Genomic DNA, 20,550 nt, shown 5'->3' with positions numbered 1-20,550 from the left:
GCGTCACCGTCCGGCCGGCCGCCGCCGGGCGCTCTCGCCCCGGATGGGCAGCCAGTAGTACGGGATGAAGGCGGCGATCACCACCACGCCGAGGGGCGGGAACAGCGCGCCCAGGGCGGTCCCGCTGGCGATCCACGTGAGGGCGAGCCGGAACCGCCGGCCGATGGCCCGCACGCCGGCCGGGTCGATCGTCGACACGAGCAGGCGGCGGTCCCGGGCCACGTACCGCCAGATGAGGTTGAACAGCAGGGCCGCCATCTCGAACGTGAGGCCGTGGAGGACGACGGCGACCCGCTCTCCCTGACCGTGGCGGAACGCGTCGGCCAGCACGGCGGCGGCGAACGGCAGGAAGGCGATGTCCATGAGCAGGACGGTGTTCAGGAACAGGACCATCCGGTCGGCACGACGGATGTGGTCGAACATCACGTGGTGGTTGGCCCACACCTGGCCGATCAGCAGGAACGTGATGCCGTACGCCAGGTACGACGGCCAGAGGGTGACGAGACCGTGCAGCAGGTGCCCGGTGTCCGGCGGGCGGATCTCCAGGACGAGTAGGGTGACGGCGATCGCGATGACCGCGTCGGTGAACGCCACCACCCGCGCGGGATCCCGCTCGGCGCCGAACGGCGCCGCGCCTCCCGCCCCACGGACTGCTCTGGTCACCGGCCAAGCGTGCGGGACCCCGGGCCGCCGCGGGCGGAGCCGGGCGGCGTGTCGCAGCCCCCGTCACCGGCCCCCAGGGTGGTGCGGTGATCACCTGCGCAGCCTCCTGCCGGGCGGCTGAGTGCGTCAGGCGACAGAAACGGCAGCCCGTGCGTGGGGCACCGGCGGCGGGCGCGATGATGAGCCGGTGAAGATCCTGTCCATCCAGTCGTCGGTCGCGTACGGCCACGTCGGCAACTCCGCCGCCGTCTTCCCCCTTCAGCGGCTCGGGCACGAGGTCTGGCCGGTGCTGACCGTGCACTTCTCCAACCACACGGGGTACGGCGCGTGGCGCGGGCCGCTGCTGGCGCCCGCCGACGTGGCCGAGGTGATCGCGGGTATCGCGGACCGCGGGGTCCTGGGCAGCGCCGACGCGGTGCTGTCGGGCTACCAGGGCGACCCGGCGATGGGCGCGGTGATCCTCGACGCCGTGGACACGGTCAAGGCGGCCAACCCGGACGCCGTGTACTGCTGCGACCCGGTGATGGGCGACTTCGGCCGGGGGATGTTCGTCCGGCCCGGCATCCCGGAGTACATGCGCGACGTGGTCGTCCCGCGCGCGGACATCATCACCCCGAACCACTTCGAGCTGGACTTCCTCGCCGGCCGGACGACCACGTCCCTCCCGGAGCTGCTCGACGCGGTCGACGTGGTGCGCGCGACCGGGCCGCGACACGTCCTGGTCACCAGTGTGCTCCACGGTGACGTGCCGTCGGGGTCGCTGGAGGTGGTGGCCGTCTCGGACGAGGGCGCCTGGGCCGTGACCACGCCGCTGCTGCCGATCAACCCGAACGGCGGCGGCGACGTCACGGCGGCGCTCTACCTGGCGCACCTGCGGACGACGGGCTCACCCGCGACGGCCCTGGAACGCACCATCGCGTCCGTCTTCGCCATCTTCGAGGAGACCCTCGCGACGGGCACCCGGGAACTCCAGCTGATCGCGGCGCAGGACGCGATCGCGAACCCGCCGGAGCGGTTCGCCGCCCGCCGCCTGCGCTGACGCGTCCGCCGTTCGCGCCGATCGGGTACGGCCAGACTCAAGTATTCCTCAATTTCCATCGCTCACGCGCTTCTCCGCCACGGTGGCCCGCCTAGGTTCGGATCACTTCGCCGGATCACGGCAGCACCCCCGGGTGCCCCACGTGAAGGAGCGCCATGGCCCCTGTCCCGCCCACCGACGCCGAGCTGAACACCCTGATCACGGCCCGGCTCGCGGCTCTCGGAATCGACCTCGACCAACTCCCGCCCGGCACCGCCGCGGACCCGGAGACCGGCACGCCCGGCCGCGACTCCGTGCTCGCCTCGCTGCGCTCGTTCGTGCGCGGCACCGTGGCGACGCTGGCCGCGTACCAGGTGCCCACCCCCGACGCGACCGACCCGGAGGCCGCCAAGGCGCTGTCGCAGCAGCGCGTGCCGATCCTGTACCCCTCCAACAGCACGGAATGGCGGAAGGCATGAGCGCCGAACCCCTGGACCGTTCGATCGACCGCCGGGCCTTCCTGGCCCGCGCCGCCGTGCTGGCCACGGCCTCCGCGGCGGGGGCCACCGTCGCGCTGCCGTCGGTGGCGACGGCGGGTACGCCCCGGTCCACCGCCGGCGAGGCGCGGCGGCGGGAGCAGGCGCTGAACCGTCCCAACGCCTACGTCGAACCGCGGCCGGAGGCGCTGGCCGACCCGACGGAACTCACCATCGCCGAGGCGGCCTGGCTCATCCGCGCCGGCCGGCTCACACCACAGCGGTTGGTCGAGGCGTACCTCGGGCGGATCTCCGCGTACGACGGCATCTACCAGGCGTTCAACCTGGTGCTCGCCGACGCGGCGCTCGCGGCGGCGCGGGATGCGGGCAGCCGGCCCCGGCGCGGCGCGCTGCACGGCATCCCCCTCGCCATCAAGGACAACTACTACACCGAGGGCGTCCGCACGACCGCGAACTCCTTCCTGTTCCAGGACTTCGTGCCGCCCTACGACGCCACGGCCGTGGCCCGCCTGAAGGCCGGCGGGGCCATCGTGCTGGGCAAGACACAGATGGGTCCGCTGGCCACCACGAGGGCCACCACACCGGCCGGCGTGATCACGACGGTGAACGCCTGGGCGCCGACCAACCGCAGCGTCGACCCGGGCGGGTCGTCCACGGGCACCGCCACCTCGGTCGCCGGGCGCATGGCCACCTCGGGCATCGGCACCCAGACCGGTGGCTCGATCACGGCCCCGTCCAACGCCCAGAACCTGACCGGGCTCAAGCCGACCATGGGTCGCGTGTCGGCGGCCGGCGTCATCCCCCTCACCTACACCCGCGACCATCCCGGCCCGCTGGCCCGCGACGCCCGGGACGCCGCCATCATGCTGACCGCGATGGCCGGCGCGGACCCCGCCGACCCGCGCAGCCAGGGGCTGCCGGACGTGCCGAACCTGATCGACGCGGCCACCCCGGTGTTCCACCGCAACCGGGTCAAGCTGCGTTGGAACACCCGGATCGGGGTCCTGCCCGGCTTCGCCAGCGGGACGTCGGCCACCGCGCTGGCCCGGCAGGCGTACCTGGCGCAGCTCGCCGCGATCCCGGGCGTCACGCTGGTGGACGTGCCCCTGCCCAACGAGTGGAGCGTGTTGACCGGCGGCACCTTCAACAACATCCGCCTTCCGGAGCGCAGCGAGCCGTTCATGCCGTACCTGCGCACCGACCTGCGGGGTTTCGGGGTGTCGCTCACCAGCTGGTTGCAGGGGGCCCTGTTGGGCGGCAACGAGTTCATCACCGGCCAGCGGGCCAAGCTGGTGCTGATGGAACGGGTGCTCGGCGACCTCTTCGACGCCTGCGACGTGGTGGTGCAGACCGATCCCGTGCCGTTCGACATCCTGGGCCTGCCGGAGATCGCCTTCCCCATCGGGTCCACGGCCGCCGGAATGCCGATCGGCACCATCCTCGGCGGCCTGCCGTACGCCGAGGACCGCCTGTTGTCGGTGGTGGCCGCCTACCAGGCGGTGTCCGACTGGCACCACCGCCGTCCGGCGGACCCGCCGGCCGCCGCCGCCCGGATGCGGGTCGACGAGGCGCCGCGCCTGACCGCCGAACAGGTCGCCGAACTGACGCAGTGAACGGCCGGGGAGGGCGGGAGAGGGAACTCCCGCCCTCCCTCGTGTCCGGGAATCGACGACGCTCAAGATTTCCTCAATTGCGGCCCGTGGCGTTCCTGCCACCGATCGGAGCCTGTTGAATCGATCGCATCCGATCTGGCGCGGCCGCCCCTGTCGGTCCCTATTCCGTCGTGCCCGTGTATGGAGGGGGATCAGGTGAAACGAAGACTGACTCGAACGGCGTTGCCGGTTGCCTGCGTGCTGGCACTGGTGAGCACACAGGCGTTGACGTCGGCGACCACCGCCACCGCCCGGGACCGTGTCCCGAAGCCGGAGGCCGTGATCGGCTGGGTGCCGTGCGCCGACTACAAGCTGGCGACGTACGAGCAGATCGCCGACTACTACCGGAAGCTCGACAAGGCCAGCGACCGCATGAAGCTGGTCGAGATCGGTAGGACCAGCGAGGGCCGGCCGCAGCTGATGGCCATCGTTTCCTCGGAGAAGAACCTCAAGGAGGAGAACCTCCGGCGCTACCGGGAGACCTCGGTGCGGCTGTCGCAGGGCGACACTCTCCCCGAGAAGGAGGCGCGCGCCCTGGCGAAGAGCGGCAAGGCCATCGCCTGGGTCGACTTCGGCATCCACTCCACCGAGGTGGCGGGGCACCAGACGGCGCCGCAGTTCGCGTACGACCTGGTGACGAGCGAGACGCCGGAGGCGCGCGCCATCCGCGACAACGTCATCACGTTGCTCGTGCCGAACGTCAACCCGGACGGCGGCACGAAGGTCGCCGAGTGGTACCGCAAGAACCTCGGCGGGCCCTACCAGGACGCCGGCTACCCGGAGCTGTACCAGAAGTACGCCGGCCACGACAACAACCGCGACTGGTACATGTTCAACCTGCAGGAGACGCAGAACGTCGGGCGTCAGCTGTTCCACGAGTGGATCCCGCAGGTCATGCACAACGTGCACCAGACCGCCGTCTTCCCGGCGCGGATCAGCATCCCGCCCTACGAGGACCCGCTGAACCCGAACATTCACCCGCAGGTCGTCCGGGGCGTCAACCTCGTCGGTGACGCGATGGGGCAGCGGCTGGAGCGGGAGGACAAGGGCGGCGCGCTCGCCCGCCAGTCGTACGACATCTGGTGGAACGGCGGCGCGCGGACCGCGCCGTACTACCACAACCAGATCGGCATCCTCACCGAGACGGCCCACGCCTCGGCGACGCCGCGCTACTACGACCCGGCGACCTTCCCGAAGACCTTCGCGGACGGCACCTCCACCAGCGAGCCGTCGGTGTTCTACCCCAGCCCCTGGAAGGGCGGCGAGTGGCACCTGTCGCAGAGCTGCGACTACATCAAGACGGCCTCGTGGGCGATGCTGCGGGTCGCCAGTGACGACCGGGAGGCGCTGCTCAACGGCGTCGCGAAGATGGCGCGCGACGGCGGGCAGAACGGCAAGGGAACCACCTACGTGATCCCCGCCGACCAGGCGGACTACCCGACCGCCACCAAGCTCGTGGACAAGCTGCGCTGGAACAACATCCGGGTGGAGAAGGCGGTCGACTCGTTCACGGTCGGCAACCGCACCTACCCGGCCGGCAGCTACCTGGTCCGCGAGGCCCAGCCGTACCGGGCCGCCGTGCTGGACCTGCTCAACCCGCAGAAGTACCCGGACCGGCGGCTCTACCCGGGCGGCCCGCTGGAGCCGCCGTACGACATCACGGGCTACACCCTGTCGTTCCAGATGGGCGTCACCGTCGACAAGCTCGACCAGAACGTGCGGACCCGCACGGTCGACGTGGACTGGCCGAGCGTGCCGAAGGGCGTCGTGGCCGGCGCGCCGAAGTACGCGTACGCCCTCGACCCGCGGGTCAACGACAGCTCCGCGGCGGTGAACGCCCTGCTCGCGGCCGGGGAGAAGATCGCGCGCAGCACCGGTGAGGTCACCACCCGGACGGGCAAGCTGCCGGCGGGCACCTTCCTGGTCACGGCGCGGGCGGGCACCGAGAAGCGGGTGACCGACCTCGCCAACCAGCTCGGGCTGAGCATCGCCGCGGTCGACGCGAAGCCCGCGACGGTGACGGCGCTCGCCGCACCCCGGATCGGCCTGTACGACGGGTTCAACAACTACGACGAGGGCTGGACCCGGCTGATCCTGGACCAGTTCGGGTTCGGGTACCAGAAGCTCACGAACGCGGCGGTCCGGGCCGGGAACCTGCGGGCGACGTTCGACACGATCGTGCTGCCCGACGCCACGTACAACTCGATGCGCAACGGCCGGGCGGCGGGCTCGCTGCCGCCGGAGTACACCGGCGGGATGACCGACGCCGGCGTGGCCAACCTGAAGGCGTTCGTGGAGGCCGGTGGCACGGTCGTCACCCTGAACCGGGCCGCCCAGCTGCCGATCCAGGCGTTCGACGTGCCGGTCCGCGACGTCACCGCGGGGGTCGAGGAGACGAAGCTCAACATCCCTGGTTCGGTGCTGAACCTGAACGTCGACGCGAGCGACCCGGTGGGCGCCGGCTTCGGGTCGACCGCGTCGGCCTTCGTCGCCGACGGGCCCGCCTTCGAGGTCGAGGAGGGCGCCCAGGGTGTCACGGTGGCGGCCACCTGGCCGAAGACGGACCTGCTGAAGAGCGGGTTCCTTCTCGGAGAGGACGTCATCGGCGGGAAGGCGGCCGTGGTGACCGCGAAGGTGGGCGAGGGGCAGGTCGTGATGATCGGCTTCAAGCCGCAGCACCGGGCGCAGTCGCACGGCACCTACCGCCTGCTGTTCAACGCGATGTACCTGGGCGGTCAGGACTGATCCGACCCGGGTCATGGTGGCCGGGCGCGCCAGCGCCCGGCCACCCGCCGGTCGACCGTACGACCAGGACGGCGGCGACCTCGACAGGTGTCGAAAGAGGCCGGTCCACCTGCCGACATCTGCACGGTGACCGCGCAACCGACTGGCTCTAGATTCGCCAATCAGGCGTGATCATCGGGCCGGCGTACCCTGCCGGCCCGATCACTCCGCTCTCGTCAACCCCCGAAAGAGGTGACCCGATGCACCTTCTGCCCACCAGACGCCGCGCAGTGTGGCGTTCGGTGCTGGCCGCCGGGATCGCGACCGTCCTGGTCGCGTCCGGCGCCAGCGGGCCGGCCACCGCCGCGCCGGGCGACGCACCGGACGGGCCCGTCCCGTTCCAGGTGCTCGACCCCCAGAACTGGCAGAACCCCGACACGATGACGTGGGACGACTACAAGCCCGTCCCGAACAAGAACTGGGCCGACCCCACCGTGCGCGGGTCGGTCCGCAACTTCAAGATCGCGCTGGTCACCCTGGACTACCCGGACCAGCCGTTCGTCATCACCCAGCCGGCCGGCTCGACGGTCTTCGGGAACCCGCAGGCGACCGCCGCCAACGTGCCCCGCGATCAGGTCCCGCAGTTCTACCAGGACTTCCTCAACAAGCCGGGTGACCTCAACAAGGGCCACACCCTGCACGAGTACTGGATGCAGGACTCCAACGGCCGCTACGGCGTCGACCTCACCGGCTTCGGCCCGTACAAGATGCCGTCGAAGTCCTACCAGTACGGCATCGACAACCGCTTCAACCCCGGCGCCTGCCCGTCGGGTGAGTCGTGCAACCGGAACATCCGCACCGACGGGCTGGGCGCCTGGCGCGCGGCCGTGGGCGACGAGGTGGCCGACAGCTTCGAGCTGGTCTTCATCCTCTCCGCCGGCCAGGACGAGTCGTCCACCTGGCAGGAGTTCGGCCAGATGATGTTCCAGACCAAGGAGGACGTGCCGGACGCGTGGGGCCCGCCGGACCCCGCCCTGCCCAACTACGCGTCGACCCGGTACGTCGAGTGGACGTCCTGGAAGGCGGCCGCCACCATCTGGCCGAACGCGGGCGGTGGCTCCTCGACGCAGGCGGAGAGCTCCGGCATGGGCACGTACGCCCACGAGCTGAGCCACCTGCTGAGCATCGGGGACAACTACAACAACCCGTACGGCACACCGTTGAAGCGGGCGTACAGCGGCATCTGGAGCATGATGTCGCGTGGCTCCTTCAACGGGCCTGGCGGACCGCACACCCGCTGGCAGATCCCGCCGGTGAACGGCGGCTCGATGGGCTCGCTGCACACGCTGCGGGACAAGCTGAAGATCGGGCTGCTCGGTGAGGAGCACGCGCTGCGGCTGTCGCGGGAGGGCCTGGCGTCCTCCGGTCTCGTCGTGGCCGACGTCACCGCCCGCGCGGTGGACGCCGGCGAGGGCGGCCTCACCGGCATCAACATCGCGATGAACGAGGACCGCTCGAAGTGCGACGACGCCGACCCGCTCTGCGACGGCGGCAAGTTCAACAACTACACCGTCGAGGTCGTCGACCGGATGGGCGCCGACTCGTTCACCCCGGACAACGGCGTCATGATCAGCAAGACGAAGAACAACGACAGCCAGCCGTTCGTGTGGGTCGTCGACGCCAACCCGCAGGACATCGACATGGTGGACTTCTACCAGCCGAACGGCACCCCGCAGAAGATCACCATGGGTGACTACCGGCAGCTGTCCGACGCCCTGTTCCACGCGGGCGCCAACTCCGGCAGCGAGTACGAGTACGTGGACGAGGCCAACCGCCTGCACTTCTACGTGCTCAACCTCCGCCGGGACGGCGACGGCGTGCTGTCGTACACCGTGGCGGTCCGCTCGCTCGACGGTGCCGGCCCGAGCCAGCACGGCGTGAACCTGTCCAAGGGCAAGCTGATCACCCACGGCCAGCCGACCGGCAAGGGCGCGAACTGCACGTTCGACCTGACCAACACGGGTCAGTACGTGGCCGGCGCCCAGTCGCACCCGGAGGACGCCAGCGCCTACCTGAAGTCCGACGTGTACCGTCTCTCGGCGACCGTCGGTGGCACGGGCTGGAAGGTGGAACTGCCGAACGAGCTGGCCACGGCCGAGTTCGGCGCCACCACCCCGGTCAACGTCTCGGTCGGTGCCAACGCCGACGCGACCGCGACCACCCTGGTGACGCTCACCGCCACCTCGGAGAGCGACCCCAGCAAGACCGTGACCAGCCAGTGCCGGGTCGAGCGGCCCCGCGCACAGCTCGGCTGAGCGAACGGCAGCACGGTCCGGGGCGGTGGCCACACGCTGGCCGCCGCCCCGGACGCACCCCTGACAATCTGGGAGGACACATGCGGCGCCTGCTGGCGGTGCTGTCACTGCCGCCGCTGCTCGCCGGCGCGCTGACCGCGTGCGATGACGCCGAGGAGACCCGTTCGACGACGACCGTGCGGGTGCTCGTCCGCGACATCAACATCCGGCCGGAGGGTGTCGAGTGCGCGGGAACCGGCCCGTACACGCACTTCCACAACCGGGCGCCGTTCCAGGTGATCGACGGCGACGGTCGGACCCTCGCCGAGGGCGCGCTACCGTCGGGCACGTCCGTGGCGACGTTCGAGGAGGACCTGGAGGTGGAGCGCGTGCCGACGTACTGCGAGTTCGCGGTGCCCGTCACGGTGGCCACGCGGGACGCCTACCGCCTCGTGGTCGACGGGCACCCGCCGATCGCCCTCACCCCGAACGACAGCGAGGGACCGGCGCTGGTGGCGGTGGTGCCGTCGTGACCCGCCGCCGTGCCGTCCGGCTGGCCGCCGCCGCGCTCGCCCTGGCCGGCGTCCTCGCCTCGACCGCCGCCTGCTCCGACGACGAGGACGTCCCGGCCTCCCCGGCGCCGATCGCCGGCGGGGCCTCGGCCCTGCCCGGCCCGGCGCCCGCGGGGCTGGCGTTGCGCCCGGCTCCCTCCGGTGCCCCCGGGGCGCCGGCCGTCACCGGCACCCTCACCGACGGAAGCACCCTGGCCCTCGCCGACCTGTGGGCCGCCCGCCCGGTCGTGCTGGTCTTCTTCAGCTCGTGGTGCGGCCCCTGCGAGCAGCGCCAGGACGCCCTCAGCGAGCTGGCCCGCACGCACCGCGACGCGGTCGCGTTCGTCGGGGTGGTCACCGAGGACACACCCGAGGACGTGCAGCGGTACCTGCGGGCGCACCGGGTCGAGTACCCGGTCGTGGTCGACGACGACGGCGCGATCTGGCAGTCGTACGCGGTCCGCGAACCCCCGGCCGTGGTGCTCGTCGCGAAGGGCGGCGCGCTGCTGCGGGGCTGGCCCGGCGGCGTGGACGCGGCCGCGCTCGACGCGCAGCTGCGCGAGCTGGTGCTGGCTTAGCGGAACGTTAAGGAACGGCCCGGAGGGTTCAACCGGCGCGCGAGGCTCGGCAGACTGGGCCGGTGCCCGCCGTCATCCCGTCCGCGCCCGCCGCCGTCCGGCGTCGTACCCACCTGCTCGTCGCGGTGCTCGCCGCGCTCGCCGTCGCCCTCTCCGGCGGCGCGTGGTCCTTGTACCGGGTCGCCGGCGACGACCACGCTCCCGGACGCGGCGACGCCCCGGTCCCCGAGGCGGCGAGCGGGGCCGCCCCGGTGGGCGGCACGTCCGCGTGCGCCGGCCGGACGGTCACGGCGTCCCGCGAGTTGCGCGGCATGTGGATCACCACGGTCAACAACATCGACTGGCCGAGCCGCCCCGGCCTGCCGGCCGAGACGGTGCGGGCCGAGTTCCGCGCCTGGCTGGACCTCGCCGTGCGGCGCAACCACAACGCGGTCTTCGTGCACGTGCGGCCGAGCGGCGACGCGCTCTGGCCGTCGGAGCGGGCGCCGTGGTCGGAGTGGTTGACCGGCCGCCGCGACGGCCGCGACCCGGGCTGGGACCCGTTGGCCTTCATGGTCGCCGAGGCGCACGCCCGCAACCTGGAGTTCCACGCCTGGTTCAACCCCTACCGGGGTGGCCAGCCGGCGTCGGTGGGAGGACCGGGCCCGAAGTTGGACCGGCTCGCGCCGGACCATCCGCTGCGGCGGCGCCCCGAGTGGGCGGTGACCTACCCCAGTGCCGACCGGCCCGGCAGCCGGCTCTACTTCAACCCCGGCATCCCGGAGGCGCGCCGGTTCGTCGAGGACTCGATGCTGGAGGTGGTCCAGCGGTACGACGTCGACGGCGTGCACTTCGACGACTTCTTCTACCCGTACCCCGAGGCCGGGCAGGACTTCCCGGACGGCGCGGCGTACGCCCGGCACGGGCGGGGGTTCACCGACCGGCACGCCTGGCGCCGGGACAACGTGAACACGCTGGTCCGCGAGATGAGTGAGCGGATCAAGGCGACGAAGCCGTGGGTGAAGTTCGGCATCAGCCCGTTCGGCATCTGGCGCAACAAGCGCACCGACCCGGCCGGCTCACCGACGGCCGGCCTTCAGAGCTACGACGACATCTACGCCGACACCCGGCTGTGGGTACGGAAGCAGTGGCTGGACTACGTCGTGCCGCAGCTGTACTGGCACATCGGGTTCGACAAGGCCGACTACGCGAAGCTGCTGCCGTGGTGGGCGGCCACGGTGCGCGGCACCCGGGTGCAGCTCTACATCGGTCAGGCCGACTACCGGGTGGGCGAGCGGGGGGCCTGGCGCGACCCCGGCGAGCTGGATCGCCAGCTCGCCCTCAACCGCCGGCACGGCGTGGACGGCAGCGTGCACTTCAGTGCCAGGCAGGTGCGTGCCGACCGGCTGGGAGCGGTCAGCCGGTACAGCCGGGCGCACTACGCCGCCCCGGCGCTGGTGCCCGTGATGGCGCAGCTCCCGGCGGCGCCGCCGGCCGCGCCGACCGTGACCGCCGCGCGGAGCGTCGAGGCCGGCGGGGTGGCGTTGAGCTGGCCGGCGACCGGCGCCACGAGCTTCGCCGTCTACCGGGTGGACGGCGACGCCGCCCGCCTCGTCGGGACCACCCGGGAGGCGGGCTGGGTCGACCGCGCGGCACCGGCGGACGGCCCCGTCTCGTACTGCGTGTCCGGGTTGGACCGCAGCGGGAACGAGGGCGGGCTCAGCGCACCCGTGTCGGTCGCCTGATCAGGCGTCGTCGACGTTCACCGTCACGCGGTGCTCGCTGGACCGCCAGTTCGGCACCGTGAGCACGTCGAGCCCGCCGCCGCGGTGACCGACCGCGATCGACACGAGACCGAGGTGCGCCGGTGCGGCCGGGATGAACACGTCCATGCCGGTGATGAAGGTCTGCGCGAAGAACTCCGGCAGCGGGGCGCTGAGGTCGGTGACGCGGTCGCTGCCGTCGTCGAACGCGAAGATGGCGATGGCCCTCTTGGCGCGGGGCGTGTTCGCCGCGTTCAGGACGCTGCGGCCGTTGATCCAGAGCTTGTCACCGGCCTCGCCCTGGTCGCCCCACCACTCCTTCTGGCGCTGGATGGTCAGCGCCGTGTGCCGGTCGCTGGTGTCCACGAGCGCGCCGAGGCCCTCGCCGGGCGGGCTGGTGAGCAGTCGCACGAACGAGTCGGACCGCAGGAACGGCGCGAAGTAGAAGTGGTGGGTCGCCGCCCCGGCGCGGACGACCGCGAACTCGTAGCGGGCCGTGGCGAGCACCGGGAACGGACCGAACGAGCCGTCGCCGGTCAGGGGCACCCGGTGCGCGGGCCGGTGTGTCAGGCGGCCCCCGGTCAGCGGGTTGACCGGCCAGACCTCGAGCGTCGCGTCGGTGACGCCCGCGTTGCTCGGGAAGAGCACCGCTCGGCCGGAGACCCGGGCGGTGCCCAGGATCTGGGGCACGATCTGCGTCGTGCGCGGCGCGGCGCCCCGCAGGAACCGGAAGATCTCGTCAAACGACTCCCGTGAGGACACCGTCTGCGTGTGGGACTGGTCCGGGAAGTGGACGTTCCTCGCGCCCACGATGGCCCGGGCCGGGTCGCCCTCGCCCCAGATGGCGAGCGTGGGCACGCCACCGGGAGGCGACGCCGCGGTGCGCCCGTCGAGGTTGACGTAGTGCGCGACCCGTGCCGCCCGCGCGGGCGAACTGGTGAGGTAGCCCTGCACGACGAACGTGCCGAGGGAGTGCCCGAGCAGGTCCACCCCGTCGGCGCCGGTCGCCGCCAGCAGCCGGGAGATCCGCGCGTCGAGCCCCGCGTAGATCTGGGGCAGGATCGTGGCGACGTTCGGCGAGTCGTACTCGTGCGCCTCGATGATGTCGATCGGGTAGCCGTTGCTGGCCAGGCGCTTGGCCTGGGTCTGGAACTGCGACGCCGAGCCGGCGCTGCCGTGCACGAAGATCACCGGCCGGTACGACGGCTGGGCGGGGGACGCCCCGGCGGGGGACGGAACGGCGGTGACGGACAGGCCGGCCGCGAGTGCGCCCCCCACCAGCAGGGCGAGCAGCCTTCGACGAGACGTGCGCATCGATCCTCCGGAAGTGGCGGACACATTTCTGCACTGATAGCGCAAGTATCGTCTCAGGCCGATGGCCGCTGGTCCACACCCTCCCCGGGGCCGGTGCCCCCGGAACGTCAGCGGAGCGTGGCGTACGCCAGCGGCAGCGCGCTGGCCTGGCCCTCCCACGATCCGGTGAGCCGGTGCCCCGGCAGGATCACCTGCTCGCCCAGCCGGCGTACCACGGTCAGGTCGACGGGGCCGGCGGCGATGCGGGTCGGGTCGCCGTCCTCGACCCGGTCGACGGCGCCGACGGGCGGGACGTCGACCGGCTGGGCGCCGTCGGTGCCGATCGCCATGCTCGGCGCCCGGTACTCCCGCCGGCCGTCCACCTCGAAGTACTCCTCGGCCTGGCCCGTGCCGGCGAGCACGGCCTGCGCCAGCGCCGCCGCGTACACGGGGTCGGCGCAGGCGTCGTACACCCAGCGCCGGCCCAGCACCGAGTGCTCGCAGGTGCCGACGAGCCACGCCTCGGCGGCGTCCAGCGGCGCGGCGCGGTAGGTCAGCGGCACCTGGTGGACCGGTCCGGACCCCGCGCGCACCAGCATGGTCTCGATCCCGACCTCGCCGGCCGGGTCGTCGAAGCGGTACGCCGCGACGCGCGCCAGGTCGGCGCCGGCCTCGCCCTGGAACCAGGAGCGCTCGGGCAGCCAGGCGGCCAGCAGTTCGATCTTCGAGGGGCGTACGTCCGCACGGTGCAGCAGAGCCATACGCCGGATCATAGGGGGCCTCGCCCCGGCCGTCGATCATGCACGTGTGGTGCCGGAGACATGCGTCTTCGTCGGGTTTGCACCCCACCACAACTGCATGATCGACGCCGGGGGAGAGGGGCTTACGGCCTCCCGAGCCCCAGGCTCATCGTCCTGGTGAGCGTCGCGTTGTCGTCGTCGCCGTCCAACGACCAGGCCATCGCCCCGCCGAGGCCGGCCCGCCGGATGTACAGCGTCTTCTGCAGCACGACCGCCGGATCGTCGTACGTCCAGAACGTCGTGCCGTCGAACAACCAGGCGTGCCCGGAGAGGAGGTCGCGGTGGACGGCGAAGCCGTTGCCGGCCAGCGTCTTGAGCTTCCGGTAGTCCTCGTACCCGGCCTCGAAGGTGGCCGGAGCGGGCCCGGTCGCGGGCTTGAACAGGCCGTTCCCGCCGCCGGTGACGCCGGTCCAACCCCGGCCGTAGTAGGGGATGCCGAGGACCAGCTTCCCGCGCGGCGCCCCGCGGGCGATCCAGCCGTCGACGGCCACCTCGGCGGAGAAGTCCGGGTCGTCGGGCGCCCCGGCGGGCACCCGCAGCGCCGACTGCTGGTTGGTCACCGCGTCCCAGGAGCCGTGGAAGTCGTAGCCCTGCACGGTGGCGAAGTCGAGGTACCGGAAGATCTTCCGCCCCTCGTACCCGGCGTCCATGGCCGCCGGGTTGGCCGGCAGGAAGGCGGTGAGCGCGTAGTGCGTGCGGGTCGTCCGGCCGTACGCGTCGAGCTGCCGGCGGAACTCGGCGAGCAGCTTGGTGAAGTTCTCCCGGTCCTCCGGCCGGACCACGTTGCCCGGCTCACCCGGCCAGTTCGGCCACTCCCAGTCCAGGTCGATGCCGTCGAAGACCCCGGCGGCCGAGCCCGGGCCGCCGCTGCCGCCGTCCAGGACCGGGAGGTTGCCCTTCAGGTAGAGGTCGATGCAGGAGGCGACGAACGCCTTGCGGGACGCGTCGGTGCGTGCGGCGTTCGAGAAGTACGTCGACCAGCTCCAACCTCCCAGCGAGATCAGCACCTTGAGGTCGGGATGCCGGGCCTTGAGCTTGGCGAGCTGGCCGAGGTTGCCGTTGAGCGGCTCGCCCCAGGCGTCGGCGACCCCGTCCACGCTCTCCTCGGCCGGGACGGGCCGCTGGTAGTCGGCCCAGGCGTCGCCCTCGCCCGGCCCGCCGTCCACATAGCAGCGGCCGTCCTCGCTGACGTTGCCGAAGGCGTAGTTGACGTGGGTGAGGCGGCTCGCCGCACCGGAGGTGTCGAGCTTCTTGACGGGGAACGCCCGGTCGTAGATGCCCCACTGGGTGAAGTAGCCGACCCGGAGGTAACCGGCGCGGCGGTCGGCGCCGCCGGCGCTCGCGGCGGTGGGTGGCGCGGCGGTGACGAGGAGGGTCGCCAGGGCGACGAGAGCGGTGAGACGGCGGTGACGGAACGGTCGCATCGGCACTCCCACGAGGGATGAGCGGAATTAGTAAAGAGACCTTTCTGATCGATGAAGCTAAGGGGATCACTGTCTGCGGTCAAGAGCTGACCCGGGACGGTCCGCGTGGCGCACGGGCGGGCGGCGGGCGGCCGACCCCGCTAGGCTCTGGGCCCATGTCGGGACGGTCGGCCAGAATGTCCGGTCTTTTCGCGTTCGGCCTGCTGATCCTGGCGTGCCTGGGCTGCGTCACCAGGCGGCTGTCGGTCTGGGCGGCCCTCGGCGTCGCCGCCGTGGCGGTCGGTTGCGGGATCGTCTGGCTGGCCTCCGCCGTCCGGCGGGCGCTCGCGGCGCGGGGTCCCGCTCAGGCGGCCGCGACGGCCTACCTGGACGCGCTCGTGGCGGGCGACGTCGCGGTGGCGTACGGGATGCTCACGGCCGACCAGCGGGAGCGGACCGACCCGGCGGAGTACGCCGAGCGGCACGGCGGCGAGCGGGCCCTGACCGGCTACACGATCGACGGCACGACCGTCGTCACCGGCGGCGGCTTCCGCGCCGAGGTGCGTGGGCAGGTCCGGCTGGCCGCCGGCGACTCCGCGCCGCTGTCCATGCGACTGCTGCCCGAAGCCGACGGCCGGTGGCGGGTCGCCGACTGGCGCACCGGCCCGCACTGGTAGCGGCCGTGGCGGCCGGCGGGCCCTGAGCGAGACGGGATTCAGCCCGCCGCGACACCGGGCGACCCGCGGCGCGGGACGGCCCGGTCACGCAGCGGGCCGCTCGGTGGTGCGGGCGCTGCCGGGATGCGGCGGGGGCAGCACCCGCAGCGCCGGCGCCGGATGGTCGTCCCCGGCGTCCAGCCGCCAGCCGGGCCGGTCCGCGCGTCCGTGGCTCGGAGGGCCACCCGGGCGCAGCCGGGGACGGGACAGCGCGACGACGATCGCGTATCCGGCGAGCAGGAAGGCGTGGCTGACCAGCCGGGTCGGCTCGACCCGGCCCGTCACGAGGTCGTTCACCGACAGCAGGACGAGGGTGCCGACGAACGCGCTCAGCATCGGCAGCAGGCCGGTCGACGGGGTGCGGCGCGCGGCCACGAACAGGAAACCGGCGCCGATCGCGACGTTCCACGCGGCCGCCTCGTGCCAGAGATGCCCGGCGGAGAGGATCCCCTCGCCCGCCGCGTGGTCGTGGGTGGCGCCCGGACCCCGCCCGATCTGGGCGAGGCCGAGGGCCAGTTGCAGGGCGCCGATGAGACCCAGCACGGCGCGCAGTCCGACGACGACCCGGGCGCGGCGCCGGGAGGCGCGGGGCGCCGGCAGGGCAGCCAGGATCGCGGTGGTCAGGTCGGAGGTGGGCGCCGCCAGGGACAGGCGTGCCCGGCGGGTGACCGCGGCGGCCCGGTCGAGCCACCGTCGGCAGTCGGCGCACGTGCTCAGGTGCTCGTCGGCCCCGGCCCGTTCCGCGTGGGTCTCCTCGCCGTCGAGCTGCGCCGACAGGACCTCACGCCAGTGCTCGCACTCCATGTAACGGTAGTCGCCCGACGGGGGCCTGCGGTTCCCGCGACTTTCCGTGAGGTCCCGTCGTTCCCGCTGGTCACGACCCGCTGATGATCAACCGGCCCGCCCGGGCAGGGAGGCGGCACGACCACCCAGGGCGACGACCAGGTCCTCCCGGGCCCGGGCGACCCGGGACCGGATCGTGCCGATCGGGCAGCCGCAGACCTCGGCCGCCTCCGCGTACGACAAGCCGACGAGCTGGGTGGCGACGAACGCCTCCCGCCGGTCGCGGTCGATCGTCAGCAGGACCCGCTCCAGGGCGACCAGGCCCTCGAACCCGCCGTCGCGGTCCGGCACGTCCAGACGCTCGGACAGGGCGACGGTGCGCGGCCGGGACGTGGCGGCCCGGATGTGGTCGACCACGACGCGGCGCGCGATGCCGAGCAGCCACGTCAGCGCCGAGGAGCGTGCGGCGAACGACGGCAACGACCGCATCGCCCGCAGGTACGTCTCCTGCGTCAGGTCGTCGGCGTCCCCGGGGCCCGTCAGGTGGCCGACGAACCGCCACACCTGGTGCTGGGTCGCCTGGATGAACCGGGTCGCGGCGTCCCGGTCACCCTTGCCGGCCGCCAGCGCCCAGGCCGTGACCTCGGCGTCCCGGCCACTCACCGGCGGTTCCCGCCGGGCCGGCCGAGGGAAGGGCACGCGCCGGGAGGTCCCGGGGGTCGCGTCGCATCGATCGCTCGCATGCTCGGTAGTCGTCCCGGGACCCGGGAAAGTTCCCGGCGCCCGTCGCTTCGATATCCCTGGATGGATTGGCGAGCGGTGGCCGGCCGTTCAGGAGAGCATCGCCGGGAAGGATCAGCGCGGGAGGTGAGGGACGTGGTCGACGGGGGCAGCCGGCCGAGGCTGTGTCAGGTGGTGCTCGACGCCACCGACGTACGGGGCCTGGCCGAGTTCTACCGGTCCCTGCTGGGCCTGGTCTACCGGCCCGGCGACGAGCCGCCGGAGGCGGGTCAGGCGGACGCGACCGACTGGCTGGTGCTGAGGACGCCGGACGGGACCCCGCAGCTGGCCTTCCAGCAGGTCGACGAGCTGCCGGAGGCGACCTGGCCCGAGGGCCCGGTGCCGCAGCAGCTGCACCTGGACCTCACGGTGACGTCGGTGGCGGACCTGCGGGTGCAGCACGAGCGGGTCCTCCGCCTCGGCGGCCGGTTGCTGCGCGACCGCATCGACGACCCCGCCGAGCCGCTGCGCGTGTACGCCGACCCGGCCGGCCACCCGTTCTGCGTCTTCGTCGGCTAGGCCGGCGGCGCCCGGCCCGGCTAGCCTGCGGCGCCCGCCCGCCCGCCCGCCCGCCCGGCGGCCCCGCCCGGCTAGGCCGGCGGCGCGCGGCCCGGCCACGCCGACGGCGCCCGGCCCGGGCGCCGCCGGTCAGCGGTGCTCGCGGATCCGGTCCCAGGTGCTGGGCGGATCGAGCGCCGCGCCGGCCGCCAGCGTGGCGCTGACGGGCTCGCCCTCGCCGGTCACCGCGCTCACCTGGCCGTGTTCGCGGCCGGCCGGCAGCTGCGCCGGCACGGTCGGCACCTCCACGTCCAGCCGCACCGGCAGCCCCGGCCAGCCCAGGACGGCCACGTCGGTCGAGGCGTCGAGGGTGGTGGCCGCGCCGAGCGGGCCGCGTACGGTGGCGACCTGGTCACCGGCCCGCACGACCTGGTGCACCCGGATCGCGGCCGCGGCGGCGCGTACGAGGGGCCGGGTCACCCGGAACACCCGGTCCAGTTGCACCGGGGTGTCGGCGCCGGGCTGCCCCAGGACGGCGCCCACGATCGTGACCTTCCGGCCGCCCACCGTCACGACGGCGGCGAAGGCGAGGCATCCGCCCGCCTCGTCGGTGGACCCGGTCTTGATGCCCACCACGCCGTCCCGCCCGACCAGCTCGTTGTAGTTCTTGACCTTCCCGGCGACCGGCAGGGTGGCCGTCTTCTGCGCCACGATCTCCGCGAACGCCGGCAGCTCCATCGCCGTGCGCGCCAGCGTCACCTGGTCCACCGCCGTGCTCACGGTGCCCGGGTCGAGCCCGGCCGGGTCGGTGTACCGGGTGCCCGTCATGCCGAGCGACGCTGCCGTCTCGTTCATCTTGGCGACGAACGCCTCCACGCTGCCCGCGTCCCAGGCCGCGAGGATCCGCGCCATGTTGTTCGCCGAGGGCAGCAGCACCGCCTGGAGCGCCTGACGCTCGGTGAACCTGGCGCCCGCGACGACCGGCACGAGCGACTCGCCGCGCGCCCGTTCCGCCGGGTACGCGGCCGCCTGCGCCGCGCTCACGGTGAGGGAGGGCCCCGGCTCGCCCCGGTCGAGGGGATGCGCCGTGAGGATGACGTACGCCGTCATCACCTTCGCCACGCTGCCGATCGGCACCGGCTTCTGCTCGCCGGACGTGCCGAGCGACGCCACCCCGGGCACCGCGAGGGCGGCTTGGCCGCTGGTCGGCCACGGCATCGTCGGAGCCTTCCCCGGGATGACGGTCGACGCGGGCAGCGTCCGGGTGACCGTCGGCGCGGGCAGTGGCTGACGCAGCGGTGCCACCGCCACCAGCGCGGCGGCGGCCAGGAGCAGGGTCAGCAGGCCGCTGACGAGCAGCCAGACGCCGCGCGTCCGGCGGGGACTCGGCGGTCGTGGCGCGGGTGGCGCGACCGTCCGGGTCGTGGTGAAGTCCGTCATCGTGTGTCCCCCCGTGGCACCGTCACCGGAGAGTGGCCACGACGTACGCGGCCGCCTCGGCGACGAGCGCCTGATCGTACTCGGCGTCCCTGCCGGCCTTGCTGGACATGATCGCGATGACGAGCGGCGGCGACGCGGGTGGCCACACCACCGCGATGTCGTTGACGGTGCCGTAGTCGCCGGTCCCCGTCTTGTCGGCGACCGTCCAGCCCCGCGGCACGCCGGCCCGGATCCGTCGTGCCCCGGCCTCGGTGGCGTTGCGTTCCATCAGGTCGCGGAGGAAGGCGCGCTTGTCGTCCGGCAGGGCGTCACCCAGCAGCAGCCGCTGGTAGTCGGTGCCGATGGCCCGGGGAGAGGTCGTGTCCCGCGGGTCGCCCGGGGTCGCCTCCACGATGTGCGGCTCGATCCGGTCCATCCGGGTGACCGTGTCCCCGAGTCTCCGTAGGTAGGTCGTCAACGCGGCCGGCCCGCCGAGGTCGCGGAGCAGCAGGTTGCCGGCCGTGCCGTCGCTGTAGCGGACGGCGGCGTCGCACAGCGCGCGGAGCGTCATCCCGGTGCGGACGTGGCGTCTCGTGATGGCGGAGCTGGCCATCAGGTCGGCCTCCGTGTACCTGACGGTCGTGTCCAGACGCGCCAGCGGGCGCCGGTCGAGGACGGCCGCGGCAGCGAGCCCTTTGAACGTCGAACAGAACGCGAACCGTTCGTCCGGTCGGTGGGCGACGGTGTCGCCGGTGCCGGTGGCGAGGCCGTACACCCCGAGGCGCGCGTCGAACCTCCGTTCCAGCTCGGCCAGCCGACGGTGCGGGGCGTCCGTCGGGGTGTCGGAGGCTGGCGCCGCGGAGCGCGACGAGGCGGGGGACGGTGCGCCGGTGGGCGGGGGAGCGGACGTGCCGCCGGTCGTGCACGAGGCCACCGGCGACAGGGCCAGCGCCCCCAGGAGCGTACGGCGGGTGACGGTGAACGGCGTCGTGGTTCGGCTGGTCAAGATCTCCATCGTTGGTTACACGCCTGACCACCCCGCGCAGGTTGCGTGCGGGCCCGTCCGGAGGCGGGGACGAGGGGCACACACCCTCCCCGCGATCTTGCACTTTCTGCCCACGCATTCCGGGCATAACGCG

The 20,550-nt window shown here is 73.0% G+C and carries 18 protein-coding genes; 10 read left to right on the top strand and 8 right to left on the bottom strand.

Annotation, left to right across the window (positions count from 1 at the left end; all coding sequences use genetic code 11):
- Positions 1-3 precede the first annotated feature (3 nt).
- Positions 4-663 carry a TMEM175 family protein gene (locus D7193_RS02650; RefSeq protein ID WP_120777772.1) on the bottom strand — a complete coding sequence of 220 codons (660 nt, stop codon included), beginning with the start codon at positions 661-663 and terminating at the stop codon, positions 4-6.
- A 187-nt stretch (positions 664-850) separates the two neighbouring features.
- Here D7193_RS02650 and pdxY point away from each other — a divergent pair, with 187 nt between their 5' ends.
- The 8 genes from pdxY to D7193_RS02610 all read left to right on the top strand — a co-directional run bounded on the left by pdxY (position 851) and on the right by D7193_RS02610 (position 11,701).
- Positions 851-1,702 carry a pyridoxal kinase PdxY gene (gene pdxY, locus D7193_RS02645; protein WP_120777771.1) on the top strand — a complete coding sequence of 284 codons (852 nt, stop codon included), beginning with the start codon at positions 851-853 and terminating at the stop codon, positions 1,700-1,702.
- Positions 1,703-1,857: 155 nt separating this feature from the next.
- Positions 1,858-2,160, top strand: a complete 303-nt coding sequence (locus tag D7193_RS02640) for a hypothetical protein (RefSeq protein WP_120777770.1) — start codon at positions 1,858-1,860, stop codon at positions 2,158-2,160.
- Positions 2,157-3,791, top strand: a complete 1,635-nt coding sequence (locus D7193_RS02635; protein WP_206611842.1) for an amidase — start codon at positions 2,157-2,159, stop codon at positions 3,789-3,791. The genes D7193_RS02640 and D7193_RS02635 overlap by 4 nt, the downstream gene beginning before the upstream one ends.
- 195 nt (positions 3,792-3,986) lie before the next feature.
- Positions 3,987-6,575, top strand: coding sequence for a M14 family metallopeptidase (locus D7193_RS02630; protein ID WP_206611841.1), 2,589 nt, complete (start codon positions 3,987-3,989; stop codon positions 6,573-6,575).
- A gap of 239 nt (positions 6,576-6,814) precedes the next feature.
- Positions 6,815-8,869, top strand: a complete 2,055-nt coding sequence (locus D7193_RS02625; RefSeq protein ID WP_120777767.1) for a M6 family metalloprotease domain-containing protein — start codon at positions 6,815-6,817, stop codon at positions 8,867-8,869.
- Positions 8,870-8,949: 80 nt separating this feature from the next.
- Complete coding sequence (locus tag D7193_RS02620) at positions 8,950-9,381, top strand: hypothetical protein (RefSeq protein WP_120777766.1); 432 nt, start codon at positions 8,950-8,952, stop codon at positions 9,379-9,381.
- Positions 9,378-9,977, top strand: coding sequence for a TlpA family protein disulfide reductase (locus D7193_RS02615; protein ID WP_120777765.1), 600 nt, complete (start codon positions 9,378-9,380; stop codon positions 9,975-9,977). Before D7193_RS02620 ends, D7193_RS02615 begins: the two co-directional genes overlap by 4 nt.
- 62 nt (positions 9,978-10,039) lie before the next feature.
- Positions 10,040-11,701: a glycoside hydrolase family 10-like protein gene (locus D7193_RS02610; protein ID WP_241562794.1), complete on the top strand. Its 1,662-nt coding sequence runs from the start codon at positions 10,040-10,042 to the stop codon at positions 11,699-11,701.
- Here D7193_RS02610 and D7193_RS02605 read toward each other — a convergent pair whose 3' ends face one another.
- From D7193_RS02605 to D7193_RS02595, 3 genes are all read right to left on the bottom strand, one after another.
- Positions 11,702-13,033, bottom strand: coding sequence for an alpha/beta hydrolase (locus D7193_RS02605; RefSeq protein WP_120777764.1), 1,332 nt, complete (start codon positions 13,031-13,033; stop codon positions 11,702-11,704).
- Between the two features lie 107 nt (positions 13,034-13,140).
- Positions 13,141-13,773: a CG0192-related protein gene (locus tag D7193_RS02600; protein WP_120777763.1), complete on the bottom strand. Its 633-nt coding sequence runs from the start codon at positions 13,771-13,773 to the stop codon at positions 13,141-13,143.
- A gap of 122 nt (positions 13,774-13,895) precedes the next feature.
- Positions 13,896-15,236, bottom strand: coding sequence for a glycoside hydrolase family 18 protein (locus D7193_RS02595; RefSeq protein WP_120779199.1), 1,341 nt, complete (start codon positions 15,234-15,236; stop codon positions 13,896-13,898).
- Positions 15,237-15,412: 176 nt separating this feature from the next.
- Between D7193_RS02595 and D7193_RS02590 the strand changes: the two genes are divergently transcribed.
- Positions 15,413-15,892: an Rv0361 family membrane protein gene (locus D7193_RS02590; RefSeq protein WP_120777762.1), complete on the top strand. Its 480-nt coding sequence runs from the start codon at positions 15,413-15,415 to the stop codon at positions 15,890-15,892.
- An 84-nt stretch (positions 15,893-15,976) separates the two neighbouring features.
- Here D7193_RS02590 and D7193_RS02585 read toward each other — a convergent pair whose 3' ends face one another.
- Complete coding sequence (locus tag D7193_RS02585; RefSeq protein ID WP_120777761.1) at positions 15,977-16,735, bottom strand: zf-HC2 domain-containing protein; 759 nt, start codon at positions 16,733-16,735, stop codon at positions 15,977-15,979.
- An 87-nt stretch (positions 16,736-16,822) separates the two neighbouring features.
- On the bottom strand, positions 16,823-17,377 hold the full coding sequence (locus tag D7193_RS02580) for a sigma-70 family RNA polymerase sigma factor (RefSeq protein ID WP_120779198.1): 555 nt from the start codon (positions 17,375-17,377) through the stop codon (positions 16,823-16,825).
- Positions 17,378-17,581: 204 nt separating this feature from the next.
- Between D7193_RS02580 and D7193_RS02575 the strand changes: the two genes are divergently transcribed.
- Complete coding sequence (locus D7193_RS02575; protein ID WP_338324072.1) at positions 17,582-18,013, top strand: VOC family protein; 432 nt, start codon at positions 17,582-17,584, stop codon at positions 18,011-18,013.
- Positions 18,014-18,142: 129 nt separating this feature from the next.
- Here the strand turns inward: D7193_RS02575 and D7193_RS02570 are convergent, their stop codons facing one another.
- Positions 18,143-19,432 carry a D-alanyl-D-alanine carboxypeptidase family protein gene (locus tag D7193_RS02570; protein WP_120777759.1) on the bottom strand — a complete coding sequence of 430 codons (1,290 nt, stop codon included), beginning with the start codon at positions 19,430-19,432 and terminating at the stop codon, positions 18,143-18,145.
- A 22-nt stretch (positions 19,433-19,454) separates the two neighbouring features.
- A complete protein-coding gene (gene bla / locus D7193_RS02565; protein WP_241562793.1) occupies positions 19,455-20,417 on the bottom strand; it encodes a class A beta-lactamase in 963 nt (320 codons plus the stop codon).
- Positions 20,418-20,550: the final 133 nt, after the last annotated feature.

This window comes from Micromonospora costi (genome assembly GCF_003626655.1).
Classification (GTDB): Bacteria; Actinomycetota; Actinomycetes; order Mycobacteriales; family Micromonosporaceae; genus Micromonospora; species Micromonospora costi.
This window is presented reverse-complemented; position numbering and strand designations above follow the sequence as displayed.